Genomic DNA, 17,878 nt, shown 5'->3' on the forward strand with positions numbered 1-17,878 from the left:
TCGTCGGCGGCGCCGAGCGTGCTCCCGCCGGCACTCCATCCTCGCCCGGCGCATCTCGATGAGCAAGTATCTTGATAATCAAGCCATGCCCCCAGCAGTGGGGGTATGGCTCGGCTTGTAAGCAGCACGACGGCAAAGTAACTTGATGGTCGTACCAAATCCCGCATCGCAGATCACATCGCAAGGAGTACCGTCATGCCCCGCGTCAGCCCCCGCACCGCCCGTGTCGCCGCCTGGATCGCCATCCCCGCCGCCTTGATCGCCTCCGGCGTCGTCGTCTCCACCGCCTCGTACTCGGCCTTCTCCGCCACGACGGTGAACCCCACCAGCAACTGGACCGCCGGGACCGTCGCCCTCTCGGACGACGACGCGAACACCGCGCTCTTCTCGGCCACCAACCTCAAGCCGGGTTCGACCGGCTCGAACTGCATCACGGTCACCTCGACGGGCTCGCTCGCTTCGGCCGTCAAGCTCTACGGCACGAGCGCGGCCACCACGAACGGGCTCTCGTCCTACGTGAACATCTCGGTCCAGCAGGGCACCGGCGGCGGCTTCGGCAGCTGCACGGGCTTCACCCCCTCGAGCACCAACGGCACGCTCTACACGGGCACGCTCGCGAACTTCGCGTCCTCGTACACGAACTACAGCAACGGCCTCGGCACCTGGACCCCGACCGGCTCCGCCTCGGAGTCGCGCGTCTACCAGGTCACCTACACGGTCTCGTCGACCACCCCGAACTCGGCGCAGGCCGGCACGGCGGCGCTCGGCCTCACCTGGGAGGCCCAGAACAGCTGAGCCCCCACCTCCTGACCGCCCGTGACGGCGAGCGGTCAGGACCGGCGGGACCGGGCGCGCCCCCGCTGCGCCCGGTCCCGCCGACACCACCACCGTCGACCGGGAGGCACGACCTCCCACCCAGCACCACCCACCAGCCCGATCCACCACCAGCGGTGCCGCCCCCGAGGAACGAGTCATGACCACGACCAACATCGCCATCCCGGCCCCCGCCGCGGTGCCCGCGGTGCGCGTGGACCGGCTCCGTGACCTGCGCGACTGGAACCGCCTGGTCATCGCCACCGTCGCACGCGGCGTCATCGCCACCATCCTCGGCATGGCGCTCTGGGCCGTGGCACCGGCCGTCATCGGCTGGCACCCCACCACCGTCATGACGGGTTCGATGGAGCCGCGCCTCCAGCCGGGCGACGTCGTCGTCTCGAAGCCGGTCGCGCCGACCTCCCTCCACCTCGGTCAGGTCCTGCTGTACGACGACCCCGACCAGCCGGGCGAGCTCCGTCTCCACCGCTTCCACAAGGCGGGCGAGGACGGCCAGATCATCACCAAGGGCGACGCCAACCCGCAGGCGGACTCCACGCCGATCACGCGCAGCGCCGTCCACGGTGTCGGGTTCATCCGCGTGCCGTACATCGGGATGCCCGTCATGTGGCTCCGCGACGGTGAGTGGAAGAAGGTCGCGATCCTCGTCCTCGCGCTCACGGCCATGGCGTTCCTGTCCACGATCGACGCACCGCTCCGTCGCGGCCCCGTCGTCGCCGCGACGGACGACGACGAAGCCGGGGAGGGCCTCCCGGACGACGTCGACGACCTGCTCATCCCCGTCCTCGTCGACGAGGACGAGGACGACGACGCGGACGTGCCGTCCGGTGCCCCCGCGGCACAGGGCCGGGAGGGACGTCGCCGTCTCCCCGCTCGCCTGTTCGCCCTCATCGTCGGCTCGGCCGTCGCGCTCGCCGCCGTCGGGACCGGACTGCTCCTGCCGAGCAAGGCCGAGGCCGCGCCCTTCGGCGCCATGACCTCCACGAGCGCGTCCTTCGGGGCCGCCTCGTCGTTCTCCTGCCTCGGTCGCACCGTGACCTACTCGCCGACGATCGACTACGCGTTCAACGCGGCGTCGGGCACGAGCGAGACCGACCTCGGTTCCAGCGGCACGACGGCCACGCTGTCGAGCGGTGTCACCCGCGTCGCCGGCACGTGCGGTTCGAGCCCGTACGTCACGCTCGACGGCGCGACCGGTCAGGTCACCTCGACGTCCACCACCAAGATCACCGCCCCCTCCGTGTTCACGGTCGAGGCGTGGATCCGGACCTCCACCGCCGCGGGCAAGGTCATCGGCTTCGGCAACAGCCAGACGGGCAGCTCGAGCGCGTACGACCGACAGCTGTACATCAACTCGGCGGGCGACGTCTCGTTCAGCGTCTACAACAGCGGCAACATCACGCTCACGTCGACCAAGACGGTGACGGACGGCCGGTGGCACCACGTGGTCGGCACGATGTCGTCGAGCGGCATGGTCCTCTACGTCGACGGCGTCAGCGTCGCCACGAACACGAACACCGCTGCCGAGCCCGACTCCGGCTGGTGGCGTATCGGGTACGACAACCTGAGCGGCTGGCAGAACGCGCCCACGAGCAACTACTACAAGGGCGACCTCGACGACGTCGCGGTCTACAACTCGGCCCTGTCGGCTGCCCAGGTCAGCGCGCTCTACTCCGCCGGCCGCTGATCCTCCCAGACCCCCGCGGTGCGCGGTGTCCCTGACCGGCACCGTGACCGCGGGCCCACACCCCGGCGCAGCCGGCGATGTCCGCGGTGCCCGCTACCGTGACCTGGTCCGGACGCTCCGGGCGCAGCGGCGGAGGGGGCACATGCGGATCCTGCACACGGGGGACTGGCACCTCGGGCGGACACTGCTCGGCGCGGACCTGCTCGACCACCAGGCGGCCTTCCTGGACCACCTCGTCGATCTCGTGCAGGAGCACGCGGTGGACCTGGTCGTCGTCGCGGGCGACGTCTACGACCGGGCGGTCCCACCCGTACCGGCCGTCCGCATGCTGTCCCGCGTGCTGGAGCGACTGAGCGCCCTCGCCCCCGTCGTCGTGACGCCCGGCAACCACGACTCCGCCGTGCGCCTCGGCTTCGGCGCCGGCGTGATGGCGGAACGGGTCCGGATCCTCGCCGAGGTCGAGCGGCTGCACGAGCCGGTCCTCCTGGACGACGACCACGGCACGGTCGCCGTCTACGGGGTGCCCTACCTCGCGCCGGACATGGTGCGCCATGCGCTCGCGGCCGATCCCGACGCGCCGCTCGCGCGCTCGCACGAGGCCGTCGTCCGTGCCGCACTCGACCGGGTCCGCGCCGACCTCGGTCGCCGTCCCGGTGTCCGGAGCGTCGTGGTCGCGCACGCGTTCGTCGGCGGCGGCGCACCGAGCGAGAGCGAGCAGGACATCCGCGTGGGCGGTGTCGACCGCGTGCCCGCGGGCGTGTTCGACGGCATCGACTACGTCGCTCTCGGGCACCTGCACGGCCCGCAGCGGGTCGGCGACGGCGACCGCATCCGGTACGCCGGTTCACCGCTCGCGTTCTCGTTCGGCGAGCGGCACCAGCGCAAGTCGGTGGCCCTCGTGGAGCTCGGTGCGGACGGCGGGGTGTCCGTCGAGTTGCTCCCCGCACCCGTGCCGCGGCGGCTCGTCGACGTCCGGGCGACGATGGCCGAGATCGAGCAGGGGGCGGCCGCCGAGCACGCCGATGCCTGGGTCCGTGTGAGCGTCACCGACACCGTGCATCCGGATCGCATGTACGCGCGGGTGAAGGACCGGTTCCCCCACGCCCTGTCGATCCTCCACGAGCCCGCGGGCGGTACCACCGATCGCACCGCCGCGACCGTCACCGCCGCGTCGGACCCGGTCGAGGTCGCGGCCGACTTCGTGGCGTTCGCGACCGGTGGCCCGGCGACCGAGGCCGAGACCGCCGTGTTGCGCGACGCGTACGAGGCCGCCCTCGCCGCCGGAGGGGAGCGCTGATGTACCTGCACCACCTTCGTCTCGCCGCCATCGGTCCGTACGCCGAGACGGTCGACGTCGACTTCGCGGCGCTCGGGGCCTCGGGTGTGTTCCTGCTGGAAGGGCCGACGGGCGCAGGCAAGTCGACGATCATCGACGCCGTCGTGTTCGCCCTCTACGGGTCGCTCGCGGGCGAGGGTGCGAGCAAGGACCGCCTCCACAGCCACCACGCCGACGCCGGGGTCGAGCCGTTCGTCGAGCTCGTGTTCGAGACCGCGGCAGGGGTCCACCGGGTCCGGCGCACCCCCGCCCACGACCGCCCGAAGAAGAGCGGAGGCGGCACGACGCGGCAGAACGCGTCAGCCCGCCTGTGGCGGCTGGCCGCGCCCGGGGACGCCGTCGGGGAACCCCTGTCGATCGCGACGCAAGAGGTCGGCGCCGAGGTCCAGCGCATCATCGGGCTCGACCGCGCCCAGTTCGTGCAGACCGTCGTGCTGCCGCAGGGGGAGTTCGCCCGCTTCCTGCGCGCTCCCGGTGAGGACCGTCGTGCACTGCTGCAGTCGCTGTTCGGCACGGACGTGTACGAGCGCACGACCGAGGAACTCGTCGCTCGCCGCCGTGCGGCCGCCGCGGCGGTCGAGCGTGCGGACGCCGCCGTGCACGACGCGCTCAACCGCCTCGCCGAGGCGGCGGGCCTCGAGACCGTCGACGAACTCGCGGCCGATGCCGTGGTCGCCGAGGTCACCGCCGCCACGCACGAGGCGACCACGGCCCGGGACGCCGCGGCGGGTGCCGCCGCGCGCGCTCGCGCCGACCTGGCGGACGCGGAACGCCGGGCGCGGTCACTCCGGCGCCGGGCGGACCTGCTCCGCCGACAGGCCGCGCTGTCGGACCGCGCGGAGCAGGTCGCCGGTGCCCGGGCCCGGCTCGAGCTCGCGGAACGGGCCGGTCGCGTGCTCGGCCTGGTCGTCGGCCTCGACACCGCCCGGACGCGTGCGGAGCGTCGCGGCGCGGACCTCGCGCGGGTCGTCGCCGAGCACCGGGACGCCCTCACACGACACACCGTCGGGGTGGGCGCCGGAGCCGGCGGCGCGCCGCTGGACGCGGGCGGCAGCGTGTTCGAGGACCTCGAGTCGATGCCGGCGGTCGACACCACCGCGCTCGCCGCGCACGCCGCCGCGCTCCGCGACGTCGTCGCGGGCGCGCGGCACGCCGTCGCGCTCGAGCGCGATCTGCCGGCCCGGCGCGCCGCCCTCGCCTCGGCCCGCACCGAGCTCGCCCGCGCCGAGGAGCGCCGCGCCGCGCTCGAACCCCTCCTCGACGCCCGGCCCGCCGAACGGCTCGCGCTCGTCACGACCTCCCGTGCGGCCGCCGACCGGGCCGCCGACGGACCCGTCGCGGAGCGCGCGCTGGCCGACCTCGACGCCGTGCGGGCCCTGCTCGACGACCGGGACCGCGCCGCGGCCGACGCGACCGCCGCCGACGCCGACCTCGCCGCCGCGTCGCTCCGGGCGCAGGCGGCCATCACGCACGAGGCCGACCTGCGGACACGACGGGCGGCGGGCCTCGCGGGTGAGCTCGCCGGCGTCCTGACGCCGGGAGAGCCCTGCCCGGTGTGTGGTTCCGTCGACCACCCGGCGGTCGCGGCGCCGCTCGACGGCCACCCGACGGACGACGACATCGAGGCCGCCGCCGACGCCCGCGCCACCGCCGACGTCGACCAACGCGCCGCCGCCGCTCGGCAGGCCGTCGCGCGGCGTGAGTGCGACCGGCTCACCACCGCCATCGGTGCGGCGACGCCCGAGTCCGTCGCCGCGACCGCGTCGGCGCTGCGCGACCGGATCGCGCGTGCGCACGCTGCCGCGGCCGAGGTCGCCCGGGCCGAGGAGCGACTCGAGGCGTTCGACCGCGACACCCGCGCCCTGGCCGAGGAACGCAGCACGCTGGCCGCGCAGGTGGCGGCCGGGCGCGCCGGCCACGCCGCCGATGCCGCCGCGCTCGCCGCCGACGAGGCCACCGTGGAGCGCTGCCGTGCCTCGGTGGTCGACGCCGGCGGTGTCGGCACCGGCTCGCTCGACCAGGCCGTCGCCGCGCTCGATCGTGACGCGGCCGCTTGCGCAGCCGTCGCCGCCGCGGCCGACGCCCTGCGGAGCGACGACCGTGACGTGCTGGCCCGCGCAGCGGAGGTCGAGCGCGCGCTGGGGGACGCGGGGTTCGCCGACGCCGACGCCGCCCGCGCCGCCGGGCTCGGGCCGGACGAGGCGGCGCGGCTCCGGTCCGAGGTCGCGGGAGCCGAACGCGAGCACGCGGTCGTGCAGGCCGGCCTCGCCGAGGCGGACGTCGCCGCGGCCGAGCACGACGCCGTCGACGGAGCCGAGTTGGAGGCCGTCCGGACGCGTGCCGACGGAGCCGAGGAGGCCCTCCAGGCCGCCACCGGTGCGGCGGCGACCGCGGAGGCCCGTGCGGCCGCGACCTCGGCTCGACGCGGCGACCTCAACCGGGCGGTGCGGGCACGACAGGAGACCTCGGCCGAGAGCCGCGCGGTGGTCCGCCTCGCCGACATCGCGACCGCGGCGTCGAGCGTCAACCCGACGGGCATCACGCTCGGCACGTACGTGCTCATGCGGCGGTTCGAGGACGTCGTCGCCGCCGCGAACAGTCGACTCGGCGCGATGCTCGGGGGCCGGTTCGCGCTCGAGGCCTCAGACGAGCGCGAGACGTCCTCGCGCGCCCGTCGCACGGGTCTGGCCCTGGCGGTGCGCGACCACGAGACCGGACGGACGCGCGACCCGCGGAGCCTGTCGGGTGGCGAGACGTTCACGACGTCGCTGTGTCTGGCGCTCGGCCTCGCCGACGTCGTCCAGGCCGAGGCCGGCGGTGTCGAGCTCGGCACCCTGTTCGTGGACGAGGGGTTCGGCACGCTCGACCCGGAGACGCTCGACGGCGTCGTCGGGCAGCTGACGCGTCTGACGGCCGGCGGACGCCAGGTCGGCATCGTCAGCCACGTCGAGGAACTCAAGCAGCGGATCCCCGACCGGATCGAGGTCCGGCGAGCACCGGGCGGAGGGTCGACGGTGCGGACGACGGTGTGACCCGCGCGGAGCTCAGGCCCCGACGACCGGCAACGCGTACCGGACGACGGGGTCGCCCCCGAGTGGATGCGGCACGGGGTCGCCCTCCGGCCGGAACCCCGCTGCCTCGTACACCGCGATGGCCCGGGCGTTGGTCACCCGGCTCTCGAGCTCGACGAGCACCGCGCCGCTGGCCTCGGCCTCGGCGAGGACGCGCTCGAGCAGGGCCCGTCCGACGCCCAGACCCCTGGCGTCCGGCCGCGTGGCGAACAGCTCGAGCCCGACCACCGCGTCGCCCCGGTCACTCGTCACCGCGAAGCCGACGATCTCCGACCCGGCGCCGCCGTCACCGGTGCGGGTCGCGACGAGGAGCTCCGCCCCCGGCAGGGCGAACTTGGACCGGGCGCGTTCCCGCACGGGCGCGCCCTGGTCCTCGTCGTCGCGATCGGTGAGCGCCGCCAACCAGAGGTCGACGCACGCGTCCGCCTCGATCGCGGTGCCGGGCCGGACCTGGATGCCGTCCAGCGCGCTCACGCCGCCACCCCCGCCGCCAGTGTCGCGAACCGGCTGCGGATCTCGTCGGGTGTGACGGCTCCGGGCTGGAGGTGGTCGCGGGCGGCGACGCGTGCCAGGTGCTGCACGAGCGCGTTCCGCGGTGCGTGCGTGCCGGCCGACCGCGCGAGCAGCGCGATCTCGCCGTTGAGGTAGTCGGTCTCGATCGAGCCGGACCCGCGCACGAGCGATTGCCAGGACGACCCGCCGAGTTCGTGCTCGACGCCGGGGACGGGGCGGGAGCGGAACGTGTCGCCCCGTCGGGCCTTCTCGGTCGCGTCGGACACCGCCTGGACACCGGCGGCGGCGTAGACCCCGAGGGCTTCCTCGCGGAGCGCTGACGCGAGGTCCCGCCAGGACGCCCCGTCCGGACCGAGCAGGGCCTGGAGGCCGTTCGCCAGGTTCGACAGCAGCTTCTGGTACTTCCACCCCATCACGTCGGCCTCCGGGTACACGTCGACGCCGCTCGCGCGGAAGTCCGCCGCGAACGCCGCCACGACCGGGTCGTCGTCGACCGGGCGGACCGGGTACGCGCCGATGGTGAGGATGCCGATCGTCGGCGCGATGCTCACGACGACCTCGGCGGGGTCGAGGCTCACCGCGGGGAGCCAGACGCAGACGCCGTACACGCGTTCGAAGTACCGGAGGGCGATGCGTTCGGACTCGACGCCGTTGAGTGCGGTGCAGACGGGGAGCAGGTCGCCCGCGGTACCGACGACCGTGCCGCCGGCGTCGTGCACGGGCGCGTCCGCCCAGGTCCGGAGCGCCTCGTCCGCCTGCTGCGTCTTCGTCGTCAGGACGAGCACGTCGTCGTCGCGGAGCGCGGCCTCGTCCGGGGCCTCGACGACCGCGACCCGGACGGTGACGTCCTCGTCGGGTGTCCGCAGCCGGATCCCGCGGTCGCGCAGGGCCGCGGCCCGGGCCCCGCGGGCGACGAGGACGGGCGGGTTCGGGCTGTGGCGGGCGAGGCGGGCCGCCAGGGCGCCGCCGATCGATCCGGCCCCGATGATGACGTAACGCACACGTCATGCGTACCACGGGCCTCCCGGCAGGCTCCGGGCGGACGCGGACGCGGGTCCCGCCGCCGGAGCGGAGTGTCCGGCGAGGTCGGCCCGGTAGCCTTCCGGCGTGAGCGTCCCCTACCACCGCCTGTTCCGCGTCCACTCGCGCTGGCGGTGGTGGCGACCCCTGGTGGCGCTCGCCGTGTTCCTCGGGTTCTACCTCGTCAGCCAGGTGCTCATCGCGATCGGGTTCTTCGTGCCGATCCTGGCGCGATCGGGTGTGTCGGGCCTCCAGCGGTTCGCGCACGAGATCCAGCACGACGCGCTGTCGTCGACGGATCCGCTCGTGCTCGGGCTGACGCTCGCCTCCCTCGTGTTGCTGTTGCCGGCGATCATGGCGGCGGTCCGGATCGCCGGGCTCGGACCGTGGGGTCAGCTGTCCTCGGTGCGGTTCCGCGTGCGCTGGGGGTGGATGGCGCGCTGTCTGCTCCCGCTCCTCGTGCTCGCGGTCCTCACGGTCGGCATCCAGGGCTGGTCGATGTTCCACACGCCCGGCGCCGGCTTCCTCACCTTCGGCACACGGCAGCTCGGGCACCAGACGGTGTCCTCGACGACGCTCATCGTGACCGTGGTCATGGTCGTCGTGCTCGTGCCGTTCCAGGCCGCGGCCGAGGAGTACATCTTCCGCGGGTTCCTCATGCAGACGATCGGCTCGTGGGTGCGGAACCCGATCCCGGCCGTCCTCGTGTCGACGATCTGCTTCGCCCTGCTGCACCTGCCGAACGGGTACGACGTGTGGGGGATCGTCGACGTGGGGTCGTTCGGCGCCATCGCGGCGATCCTCGCCTGGCGGACGGGTGGCCTCGAGTCGGGGATCCTCGCCCACGCGCTCAACAACGTGGTCATCTTCCTGCTGCAGGCCCCGGGGTGGTCGCGGCTCGACACCGCGTCCTCCGACGGCTCGGCCGGAGGCGCGATCGTCACCATCGTCACCATGGGGATCTACGCGCTGCTCGTCGAGCTGCTCGCGCGGCGGTCGCGGCTGGACCGTCGACGCCCGGGCGCGGAGGGTCCGCGGTTCCGCGGGCGGACGCCGATCTGGAGCAGCACCGTCGAGCCCGGTTGGGAGGCCGTGCCCACCACCGCGGACGTCCTCCCCACCTCGGACGCGAGCGTGATCGCCCACACCGGGACGGACCGGGAGGACCGTGTCGGCGGACGCCCGTAGGCTGCCGGCATGAGCAGTCCCTCGTCCGTCCGCGCGCCCGGGGTCTCCGGTGCCCGGGACGCGTCGAGTGCGCGGTCGGCGCCGCTCGAGGTCCTGCAGCGCGTCTGGGGGTACGACGCCTTCCGCGGGCAGCAGGCGGCGATCATCGACCAGGTGGTCGGTGGCGGCGACGCGCTCGTGCTCATGCCGACCGGCGGCGGCAAGTCGCTGTGCTACCAGGTGCCCGCCCTCGTGCGCGACGGCGTCGGCGTCGTCGTGTCCCCGCTCATCGCGCTCATGCAGGACCAGGTCGACGCCCTCGCCGCGAACGGCGTGCGCGCGGCGTTCCTCAACTCCACGCAGACGCCCGACGAACGTGCCCGGGTCGAACGCGACCTCGTGGACGGTCGGGTCGACCTGCTCTACCTGGCGCCCGAGCGACTCCGGCTCGAGTCGACGCGGGCGTTGCTCGACCGCGCGGCGATCAGCCTCTTCGCCATCGACGAAGCCCACTGTGTCGCCCAGTGGGGGCACGACTTCCGGCCGGATTACCTCGAACTCAGCGTCCTGCACGAACGGTGGCCGAGCGTGCCCCGGATCGCGCTCACGGCCACCGCGACGCCGCAGACGCACCGCGAGATCTCCGCGCGGCTCGGCCTCGACGACGCCGCGCACTTCGTGGCGGACTTCGACCGCCCGAACATCCAGTACCGGATCGAGCCCAAGGCAGCCGCGTTGCAGCAGTTGCTCAAGTTCATCACCACCGAGCACGCCGGGGACGCTGGCATCGTCTACTGCCTGTCCCGGGCGTCGGTGGAGCGGACCGCCGCAGCGCTCGTGGAACGCGGGGTGCCGGCGCTGCCGTACCACGCCGGACTCGACGCCGGGGTGCGCGCCCGGAACCAGGCGACGTTCCTGCGCGAGGACGGCGTCGTCATGGTCGCGACGATCGCGTTCGGCATGGGCATCGACAAGCCCGACGTCCGGTTCGTGGCCCACCTCGACCTGCCCAAGTCGCTCGAGGGCTACTACCAGGAGACCGGCCGTGCCGGACGTGACGGCCTGCCGTCGACCGCGTGGCTGGCGTACGGACTCAACGACGTGGTGCAGCAGCGTCGGATGATCGACCAGTCCGAGGGCGACGCCGCCCACCGCCGACGGCTCAGCATGCACCTCGACGCCATGCTCGCCCTCTGCGAGACGGTCGAGTGCCGCCGCGTGCGACTCCTGGCGTACTTCGGGCAGGAGTCCACGCCGTGCGGCAACTGCGACACGTGCATCGCCCCGCCCGAGGCCTGGGACGGCACCGTGCCCGCGCAGAAGCTCCTGTCCACCGTGGTCCGGCTCGACCGTGAGCGCGGCCAGCGGTACGGCGCGGGGCACATCGTCGACATCCTGGTCGGCAAGCAGTCGCCGCGGGTGCAGGAGCTGCGCCACGAGTCCCTCGCGACCTTCGGGATCGGGCAGGACCTGTCCGAGGGCGAGTGGCGCGGCGTCGTGCGGCAGCTCCTGGCGCAGGGGTTCGTCGGTGTCTCGGGCGACGGGTACGGCACCCTCGTGCTCACCCCGATGAGCGCCGACGTCCTGGCCGGTCGTGTCCAGGTCCGGCTCCGGCGCGAACAGCCCCGTCCCGTGCGGGCGACCCGGCGTCGGGCGGCGCCCACGGACCTCCCGAGCGAGGCCACCGGCCTGTTCGAGGCCCTGCGCGCGTGGCGGAGCACCCGCGCGCGAGAACAGGGCGTGCCGGCGTACGTCGTGTTCGGCGACGCCACCCTGCGCGGTATCGCGGCGACGCGACCGGCGACGCTCGAGCAGCTCGCGCAGATCAGCGGCGTCGGAGCCGCGAAGCTCGAGGCCTACGGCCAGGGTGTGCTCGAGGTCGTGGCGAACGCAGCCTGACTCGCCGTCCTCGCGGGCTCCTCGGCGTAGCGTCGGCGGCGCTGCCGCGGCGACCGAGCCGGGCACCGGACGGAGGAGGCGCGCATGCGGGTGACGGTGTTGGGGACGGGTGCGATGGGTGCCGGCGTCGCGGGGTCGCTCCTGCGCGAGGGGCACGACGTGACCGTGTGGAACCGTTCCGCCCAGCGTGCGCAGCCCCTCGGCGAACAGGGCGCCACGGTCGCGACCTCGCCCGCTGACGCCGTGGCATCGGCGCAGGTCGTCCTGCTGACGCTGTTCGACATCGACGCCGTGCTCGAGGTCCTCGGGCAGGCGGCGGACGCGGCCCCCGAGTCGGCCATCTGGGTCCAGAGTTCGACCATCGGCCTCGAGGGCACGGAGCGCGTGGTGCGCGTCGCCGCCGAGCACGGGATCACCCTGGTCGAGGCGATGATGCTCGGGACGAAGGGACCGGCGGAGCAGGGCAAGCTCACCATGCTCGCCGCCGGTCCGCAGGAGTTCCTCGACCGCGTCCGGCCGGTGCTCGAGGCCATCAGCGTCAAGATCGTCGTCGCCGGGGACGCGGTCGGGGCCGGGACCGCACTGAAGCTCGCCGCGAACGCCTGGATCGCCTCGATCACGGCCGCGACGGCGCAGTCGCTCACGCTCACCACCGCACTCGGACTCGACCCCGACCTCTTCCTGCAGGCGATCGACGGCAGCGCCTCCGACTCGCAGTACGCGCACACCAAGGGCGCCGCGATGATCGCCGACCGGTTCGACCCGCAGTTCGCGCTCGACGGACTCCGGAAGGACATCGGCCTGATGGTCGACGCGGCGAACGAGTCCGGCGTCAGCACGACGCTGCTCGACGCCCTCGTGACCGTCTACGGGCAGGCGAGCGCCGCGGGGCACGGTGGGGACGACATCGCCGCCGTCGTCACGGGGTTCCGGCCGCAGGGCGCGGCCGACTGATCGCGAGCGTCGCCGACCCACAAGGACGCGGCGGGCCGGGTCGGACCGGACCGGACGGGGTCGGCCCGGCGGTGCGCGCGCCCCCAGGCCGTTCGCGGCGGTGCGGCGGTGACCGCGTCAGTGTCGCCGGAACCAGCGGGTGAGTCGAGCGCGCACGCGCGCGACGGTCTCGTCGTTGAGGGTGTTCGCGAGGTCGAAGGCCTCGCGCCCCGGGTCGCTGCCGGCCGCGATGCGCCGGAGTGCCGCCTCGGCGCGGGCGTGTGCATCGAGCTCGGCGAGGGGCATGGTGTCCTCGGGGTGCACGCTGCGCTCGTGCTCCGCCGTCCGCTCCTGATGCGGGTCGGGCACGCGCTCGGGGTCCGATCCCTCGTCCGCCTGGTCGTGCCCCATGTGCCGACGATACCGCCGGGCGGATGGACACCGGTCGGGAGCGTGGCAGGACGGACCGAGTCCCGTGAGCGGCGAGGAGAAGGGGGACGGTGCGGCCATCGACCCGAACGAGGCCGCACCGTCCAAGGGAGGAGAGAGGTCCGGCTCCGACCCGAACGGCGCCGCACCTCTTGCCTCGCGGGTCACAATCTAGATGGCCTAACTAGAATTGTCCATACCCGCGGGTACGGAATCTTCGGCGCCCACCGCATCGGCCATCTCGGTGAGGAACCGCAGGACCACGTCAGCGGCTCCGGCAGGCAGGTCCGCCACCGCTCGACCCCGTGTCGCGTCGAGTTCCGCGATCACGCGACGGGCGCGGTGGGCGGCCGGGCCGGTGGCCGTGAGGAGCACGCCACGGCGGTCCTGTGGGTCCGGGTGACGCTCGACGTACCCGCTCCGGACGAGGCGCTCGACCAGCACCGAGGTGGAGGCCGCGGTCACCCCGAGCCGGACCGCGAGGTCCTTCGCGTTGACGTCCTGCCCGACGGCACCGGCCTCGAGCAGGAAGCGCAACGCGTGCAGGCCGTTCTCGCCCACGTGGAGGGACGCACACGCTCGGCGGTGGGCGCGCTGCTCGGCCTCGCGGAGCTGACGGAGCGCCTCGAGGACGTCGGTCACCGATGCCGGGGAGGCACTGTCCCAGAAGCCCCGGGCCTGCGTCGTTGGCTCGGACATGGAGGACATGCTAGATCATCTAGCAGCTAGTCAGTCGAGGGATTTGCCGGGTCGCCGATCGGCCGCGGGCACCGCAGCTGCAGCTGCATCATGGGGTCGCTGGAGGAACAGCCCCATGGACCGCACGGCGATGCTGCCCACGATCACCGTCGCGAGCGCCACGACGACCCAGGCCGACGCGATGCCGAGCGTCCCGAGGCCCGCGGACGTGAGCAGCCGGATCCCGTAGGTGGCGCTCGCGGCTGTCGTGAAGGTCATCGCCCAGAAGCCGATCGCGAACCCGGACCTGAGGTAGCGACGGACGAGGAAGGCGTGCGGGAGCAGGAAGGCGACCATGATGCCGGCGAGGGCGGTGTGCACGACGGACGGGGCGCCTCCCGTCAGCACCCACCAGGCGTTGCCCGCGACCGCCGGCGGTGCGGAGACGATCGCGAGCGTGGGCAGGAGTGCGGCCGGGATCGCCGGTCCGGTCGCGAACCGAACGAGGAGCACGGCGCCGACGAGGAGCCAGAACAGCACGCCGGTCGCGAAGAAGCCCGTCGCGAGTGCCGGGTGACCGATGGTCGCGAGCGCCTGCGCGCCGAGCAGCGAGCTGGCGACGGTCGGGAGCAGGTACCCGCCGTGGAGCGTTCCCGGGTCGCGAGGCGTGGTGAGCAGGTCGGTCACGAACCACGCACCGAATGCCGTGGTCAGCGCGAGCATCGCCCAGACGCCGACCGCCCCGACCGTCGGCGCCCACGTCGACACGTGCACCGCGAGCAGCGACCCCACCGCGGGCACGAGCGCGGCGAACGGACCGAGGACCGGGTGGGGGAGGTCGGCGACGACGGCTCGGATCCCGCCCGGTCGGCGCAGGTACCGGACGATGGTCACGACCCAGGCGACCGCCGCGGCGGCCCACAGGACTTCGCCGATGGCGGCCGGCGCTCCGAGCAGGTCGCCGGCCGTGGTCCAGGTACCGGCGATACCTGCCGTGCCGAACGAGATCCCGAACGTGTTGAGCGGCAATCGTGGTCGCGGTGTCGTCGTGGTGGTCATCTTGGCTCCTTGTTCGCGTGCCGATGTAACCCTCATAGGCGGCACAGCATTCCCCGCCCACTCCCGTTGCGACCGGCGCGTCCGGTCCGTGCACGTCGCTGCTGCCCGGCGCGCCTCCGGACATCGCGGACGCGCTCACGCATCCGCAACATCCGTGACCCGGGCATGAAACACCGCGGCAATCACGAGTCGTTATGTTCTCGGCATGGCCGCTCCGTCCGCTGCGGCCGACGGGTCCGGAACGTCCGAGGAGGCGACGTGCTGAGCCGCACCGCCGAGAGCGTCTTCGGGATCGGCCGCTCCGTCGAACGCGCGGACGGGACCGCCCGGCTCCTCGACGTCCACCTGCAACTGCTCGACGAGGAGCCGTGGATCGAGGAGGACCTCGCCTGCCGCAGTCTGCTCGGCGTCCTGGGGGCATCGGTGCCCGACGACGAGCGACTCACCCGTGCGGACGTGCTCGGCATGCTCGCCGTCGACCGGCACAACGCCGCCTCGATCGCGTGCGCCCTGGGCGCGGCCCGCGAGGACGCACGCCGCGCCCGCGAGTTCGTGTCGACCGAGCTGTGGGAGTGCCTCAACACGACGCGGGCGCGCATGCCCCGCAAGGTCGCGAGCGACAAGGTGCACGAGTTCTTCGGGTGGGTGCGGGAGCGGAGTGCGCTCGCGGTGGGGATCATCGAGTCCACCACGAGCCACGACGAGACCTGGAACTTCTTCACCCTCGGACGCTCGATCGAGCGGGCCGACCTGACCGCGCGCTTGCTCGCCAGCCGCATGCTCACCGAGGTCGCCGGGCCGAGCTGGACCACGATCCTCCGCTCGTGCGGCGCCTACGAGCCGTACCTGCACACGCACCGCGGTGTGCCGTCGGCGCGGACTGCTGCCGAGTTCCTCCTGCTCGACCCGTCGTTCCCGCGCTCCGTCCTGTTCTCGGTGCGCCGCGCCGAGCAGTGCCTCCGCGAGGTCGAGCCGGCGACGGAGCGGGCCGGTACGGAGGACGATGCCCAGCGCCTCCTCGGTGGGATCCGGTCGTCGCTCGAGGCCGCGCCCGTGGCCGCGATCCTCGAGGACCTGCCGAGCCGCATGGAACAGGTGCGGCAGGCGACGACGGAGGTGTCCGACGCGATCCGTGCCCGGTACTTCCCGACGGACGCGGCCCCGTCCTGGGCCGGAGGCCGCTGACCTCAGGCGGAGCTGGTGCGGTTCGCGACGGCTTCCTCCGAGGCGAACTCGGCCTGCATCGCCGCGCGCGCCCGACGCCCGCCGACCACCGGGATCGAGCTCGTCACGGCCAGGTGGAGCCGACTGTCCGCGTCGTACCGGAGTCGGAGGTGCTGGAACCGGGACAACCAGACGAGCGCGATCGCGAGGGCGACGAACCCCGACAGGGCCCCGACGCCGAGCGCCCACCGGGGACCCCAGGAGTCGGCCACGGCGCCGACGATCGGCGCCCCGATGGGTGTGCCACCCGCGAAGATCGCCATGTACAGCGCCATCACCCGGCCGCGCATCGCCGGTTCGGTCGTCGTCTGGACGAGGGCGTTGGCGGTGGTCATGAACGTCATGGCGGAGAGCCCGACGAACACGAGCAGGATCGCGAACGTGGCGTACGTGGGCATGACCGCGGCGACGGCGCATGCGAGCCCGAATCCCGTGGACGCGACGACGAGCAGGCGCAGGCGCGGACGTTCGCGACGGGCCGACAGGAGTGCACCGAGCACCGAACCGATCGCCATGACCGAGTTGAGCAGGCCGAACTCGCCCGCGCCGCGGTGGAACTCCACGCGCGCCATGGTGGACGTGAAGATCGGGAAGTTGAGGCCGAACGTCCCCACCACGAAGATCATGCAGAGCACCACGACGATGTCGGGGCGGGTGCGGACGTAGGTGAACCCCGCGCGGATCTGACCCTTGCCGCGCTTCGGCCGGATGCGCCGAGCGAGCTGTGCCGGGTCGACGAACCGCAGCGCGATGAGCACCGCCAGGAACGACGCCGCGTTGATCACGAACACCCAACCGGAACCGATGGCGGTGATGAGCACGCCGGCGATCGCGGGGCCGATGAGTCGGGCACCGTTGAACGAGGCGGAGTTGAGTGCGACGGCGTTCGCGACGTTCTCGCCCTGGACGACGTCCGACACGAAGGCCTGGCGCACGGGGGTGTCGAAGGCGGCGACGATGCCGAGCGCGAGTGCGAACCCGTAGACCGACAGGAGCGAGGCAGCGCCCGTGACCACCATGATCCCGAGTGCGAGACCGAGCGCTCCCATGAGGGCCTGCGTGACCATCAGGGTGCGCCGGCGGTCGAACCGGTCGGCGACGAGTCCGGTGATCGGCATGAGCACGAGCTGCGGCCCGAACTGGAACGCCATCGTGATACCGACGGCGACGGCGCTGTCGTGGGTGAACTGCGTCAGGACGATCCAGTCCTGCGCGGTGCGCTGCATCCACGTGCCGACGTTCGACACGAGGGCGCCGGAGAACCAGATGCGGTAGTTGCGTCCCGAGAGGGAACTGAACATGGCGGTCACTGCTGGGTGAGCCTCCTCAGGATGTCGGTGGCGTCGGCGAGGGTGCGCCGTTCGGCGGGTGTGAGCTTGGCGATGCGGGGCGCGAGCCAGGCGTCGCGGCGACGACGGGTCTCCCGGACGAAGGCGGCACCGGCATCGGTGGCGCTGATCAGGACCTTGCGCTTGTCGACGGCGTCCTCGGTCTTCCGGACCAGCCCACGTTCGATGAGGGCGTTCACGGTCTTCGTCATCGAGGGGGGCGTGATGCCCTCGGCATCGCTGAGGTCGGCCAGGGAGCGAGGACCGTTCCGGTGCAGTTGCGCGAGGGCGGAGAACTGGGCATCCGGGACGGAGGCGTCGGCCTTCTGGGCGCGGAGGGTCCGGGACAGGCGGTTGACGGTCATCCGCAGGTCGCTGCTCAGCGATGCGTGCGGTGTCGCCCGGTCGGGGCGAGCGGGGACTTCGACGGACACATCGTTAGCCTATCAAATTAGTTCGGCGAACGAACTGGTTCCGCGGAGGGCGCAGCCGCGTGCCCGCGCGGTCGCCCGCGCCCACCGGTCGCCATGGGGTCGCCCCCATTGCGTCGAGATCGCAGAAGATGCCGCTTCGGAGGGGGCCAAAGCGGCATCTTCTGCGATCTCGAAGGATCTGGAGGACCGGCCGGACCTGGAGGACCGGCCAGCCCTGGCCGGGTTGGCCAGCCCTGGCCGGGCCGGCCAGCCCTGGCCGGGGCGGC

The 17,878-nt window shown here is 73.2% G+C and carries 15 protein-coding genes; 8 read left to right on the forward strand and 7 right to left on the reverse strand.

Translation table 11 applies throughout. From position 1 onward, the window contains the following. Positions 1 to 195 precede the first annotated feature (195 nt). The 4 genes from DEI88_RS03205 (at position 196) to DEI88_RS03220 (ending at position 6,889) form a co-directional block, all read left to right on the forward strand. Positions 196 to 795: a M73 family metallopeptidase gene (locus tag DEI88_RS03205; protein WP_111010174.1), complete on the forward strand. Its 600-nt coding sequence runs from the start codon at positions 196 to 198 to the stop codon at positions 793 to 795. Between the two features lie 178 nt (positions 796 to 973). After that, positions 974 to 2,521 carry a signal peptidase I gene (locus DEI88_RS03210; protein WP_111072293.1) on the forward strand — a complete coding sequence of 516 codons (1,548 nt, stop codon included), beginning with the start codon at positions 974 to 976 and terminating at the stop codon, positions 2,519 to 2,521. Positions 2,522 to 2,663: 142 nt separating this feature from the next. Beyond that, positions 2,664 to 3,818, forward strand: a complete 1,155-nt coding sequence (locus DEI88_RS03215; RefSeq protein ID WP_111072292.1) for an exonuclease SbcCD subunit D — start codon at positions 2,664 to 2,666, stop codon at positions 3,816 to 3,818. Then, entirely contained in the window at positions 3,818 to 6,889 is a 3,072-nt protein-coding gene (locus DEI88_RS03220; RefSeq protein WP_111072291.1) for an AAA family ATPase, read from the forward strand. Before DEI88_RS03215 ends, DEI88_RS03220 begins: the two co-directional genes overlap by 1 nt. Before the next feature lie 12 nt (positions 6,890 to 6,901). Here DEI88_RS03220 and DEI88_RS03225 read toward each other — a convergent pair whose 3' ends face one another. Further along, complete coding sequence (locus DEI88_RS03225; protein ID WP_111072290.1) at positions 6,902 to 7,402, reverse strand: GNAT family N-acetyltransferase; 501 nt, start codon at positions 7,400 to 7,402, stop codon at positions 6,902 to 6,904. After that, positions 7,399 to 8,442 carry a ketopantoate reductase family protein gene (locus DEI88_RS03230; RefSeq protein ID WP_111072289.1) on the reverse strand — a complete coding sequence of 348 codons (1,044 nt, stop codon included), beginning with the start codon at positions 8,440 to 8,442 and terminating at the stop codon, positions 7,399 to 7,401. Before DEI88_RS03230 ends, DEI88_RS03225 begins: the two co-directional genes overlap by 4 nt. A gap of 106 nt (positions 8,443 to 8,548) precedes the next feature. Here DEI88_RS03230 and DEI88_RS03235 point away from each other — a divergent pair, with 106 nt between their 5' ends. The 3 genes from DEI88_RS03235 (at position 8,549) to DEI88_RS03245 (ending at position 12,481) form a co-directional block, all read left to right on the forward strand. Next, positions 8,549 to 9,649 (forward strand): CPBP family intramembrane glutamic endopeptidase, encoded by a 1,101-nt coding sequence (locus tag DEI88_RS03235; protein WP_111012335.1) that lies wholly within the window; start codon positions 8,549 to 8,551, stop codon positions 9,647 to 9,649. Positions 9,650 to 9,658: 9 nt separating this feature from the next. Further along, positions 9,659 to 11,527, forward strand: coding sequence for a DNA helicase RecQ (gene recQ, locus DEI88_RS03240; protein WP_111035512.1), 1,869 nt, complete (start codon positions 9,659 to 9,661; stop codon positions 11,525 to 11,527). 84 nt (positions 11,528 to 11,611) lie between these two features. Next, entirely contained in the window at positions 11,612 to 12,481 is an 870-nt protein-coding gene (locus tag DEI88_RS03245; RefSeq protein ID WP_181435054.1) for an NAD(P)-dependent oxidoreductase, read from the forward strand. Between the two features lie 117 nt (positions 12,482 to 12,598). Here the strand turns inward: DEI88_RS03245 and DEI88_RS03250 are convergent, their stop codons facing one another. The 3 genes from DEI88_RS03250 to DEI88_RS03260 form a co-directional block, all read right to left on the reverse strand. Continuing rightward, positions 12,599 to 12,871 carry a hypothetical protein gene (locus tag DEI88_RS03250; RefSeq protein ID WP_111010159.1) on the reverse strand — a complete coding sequence of 91 codons (273 nt, stop codon included), beginning with the start codon at positions 12,869 to 12,871 and terminating at the stop codon, positions 12,599 to 12,601. A 198-nt stretch (positions 12,872 to 13,069) separates the two neighbouring features. Continuing rightward, positions 13,070 to 13,588 (reverse strand): MarR family winged helix-turn-helix transcriptional regulator, encoded by a 519-nt coding sequence (locus DEI88_RS03255; protein WP_181435055.1) that lies wholly within the window; start codon positions 13,586 to 13,588, stop codon positions 13,070 to 13,072. A 30-nt stretch (positions 13,589 to 13,618) separates the two neighbouring features. After that, complete coding sequence (locus tag DEI88_RS03260; RefSeq protein WP_111072288.1) at positions 13,619 to 14,626, reverse strand: SLAC1 family transporter; 1,008 nt, start codon at positions 14,624 to 14,626, stop codon at positions 13,619 to 13,621. 258 nt (positions 14,627 to 14,884) lie between these two features. Here DEI88_RS03260 and DEI88_RS03265 point away from each other — a divergent pair, with 258 nt between their 5' ends. Next, a complete protein-coding gene (locus DEI88_RS03265) occupies positions 14,885 to 15,811 on the forward strand; it encodes an alpha-E domain-containing protein (RefSeq protein ID WP_111035514.1) in 927 nt (308 codons plus the stop codon). Between the two features lie 2 nt (positions 15,812 to 15,813). On the opposite strand, the gene DEI88_RS03270 is transcribed toward DEI88_RS03265, so the two are convergent. Both DEI88_RS03270 and DEI88_RS03275 read right to left on the reverse strand, forming a co-directional pair. Continuing rightward, entirely contained in the window at positions 15,814 to 17,160 is a 1,347-nt protein-coding gene (locus DEI88_RS03270; RefSeq protein ID WP_502866973.1) for an MFS transporter, read from the reverse strand. Then, on the reverse strand, positions 17,157 to 17,612 hold the full coding sequence (locus DEI88_RS03275; protein WP_220037213.1) for a MarR family winged helix-turn-helix transcriptional regulator: 456 nt from the start codon (positions 17,610 to 17,612) through the stop codon (positions 17,157 to 17,159). Before DEI88_RS03275 ends, DEI88_RS03270 begins: the two co-directional genes overlap by 4 nt. Positions 17,613 to 17,878 lie beyond the last annotated feature (266 nt).

The sequence above is a fragment of the Curtobacterium sp. MCBD17_003 genome (genome assembly GCF_003234885.2).
GTDB lineage: Bacteria > Actinomycetota > Actinomycetes > Actinomycetales > Microbacteriaceae > Curtobacterium.

Coding starts and splice junctions, on each gene's coding strand:
- DEI88_RS03215 (WP_111072292.1), top strand. CDS start 2,664: ATGCGGATCCTGCACACGGGGGACTGGCACCTCGGGCGGACACTGCTC.
- recQ (WP_111035512.1), top strand. CDS start 9,659: ATGAGCAGTCCCTCGTCCGTCCGCGCGCCCGGGGTCTCCGGTGCCCGG.
- DEI88_RS03210 (WP_111072293.1), top strand. CDS start 974: ATGACCACGACCAACATCGCCATCCCGGCCCCCGCCGCGGTGCCCGCG.
- DEI88_RS03260 (WP_111072288.1), bottom strand. CDS start 14,626: ATGACCACCACGACGACACCGCGACCACGATTGCCGCTCAACACGTTC.
- DEI88_RS03220 (WP_111072291.1), top strand. CDS start 3,818: ATGTACCTGCACCACCTTCGTCTCGCCGCCATCGGTCCGTACGCCGAG.
- DEI88_RS03245 (WP_181435054.1), top strand. CDS start 11,612: ATGCGGGTGACGGTGTTGGGGACGGGTGCGATGGGTGCCGGCGTCGCG.
- DEI88_RS03205 (WP_111010174.1), top strand. CDS start 196: ATGCCCCGCGTCAGCCCCCGCACCGCCCGTGTCGCCGCCTGGATCGCC.
- DEI88_RS03255 (WP_181435055.1), bottom strand. CDS start 13,588: ATGTCCGAGCCAACGACGCAGGCCCGGGGCTTCTGGGACAGTGCCTCC.
- DEI88_RS03250 (WP_111010159.1), bottom strand. CDS start 12,871: ATGGGGCACGACCAGGCGGACGAGGGATCGGACCCCGAGCGCGTGCCC.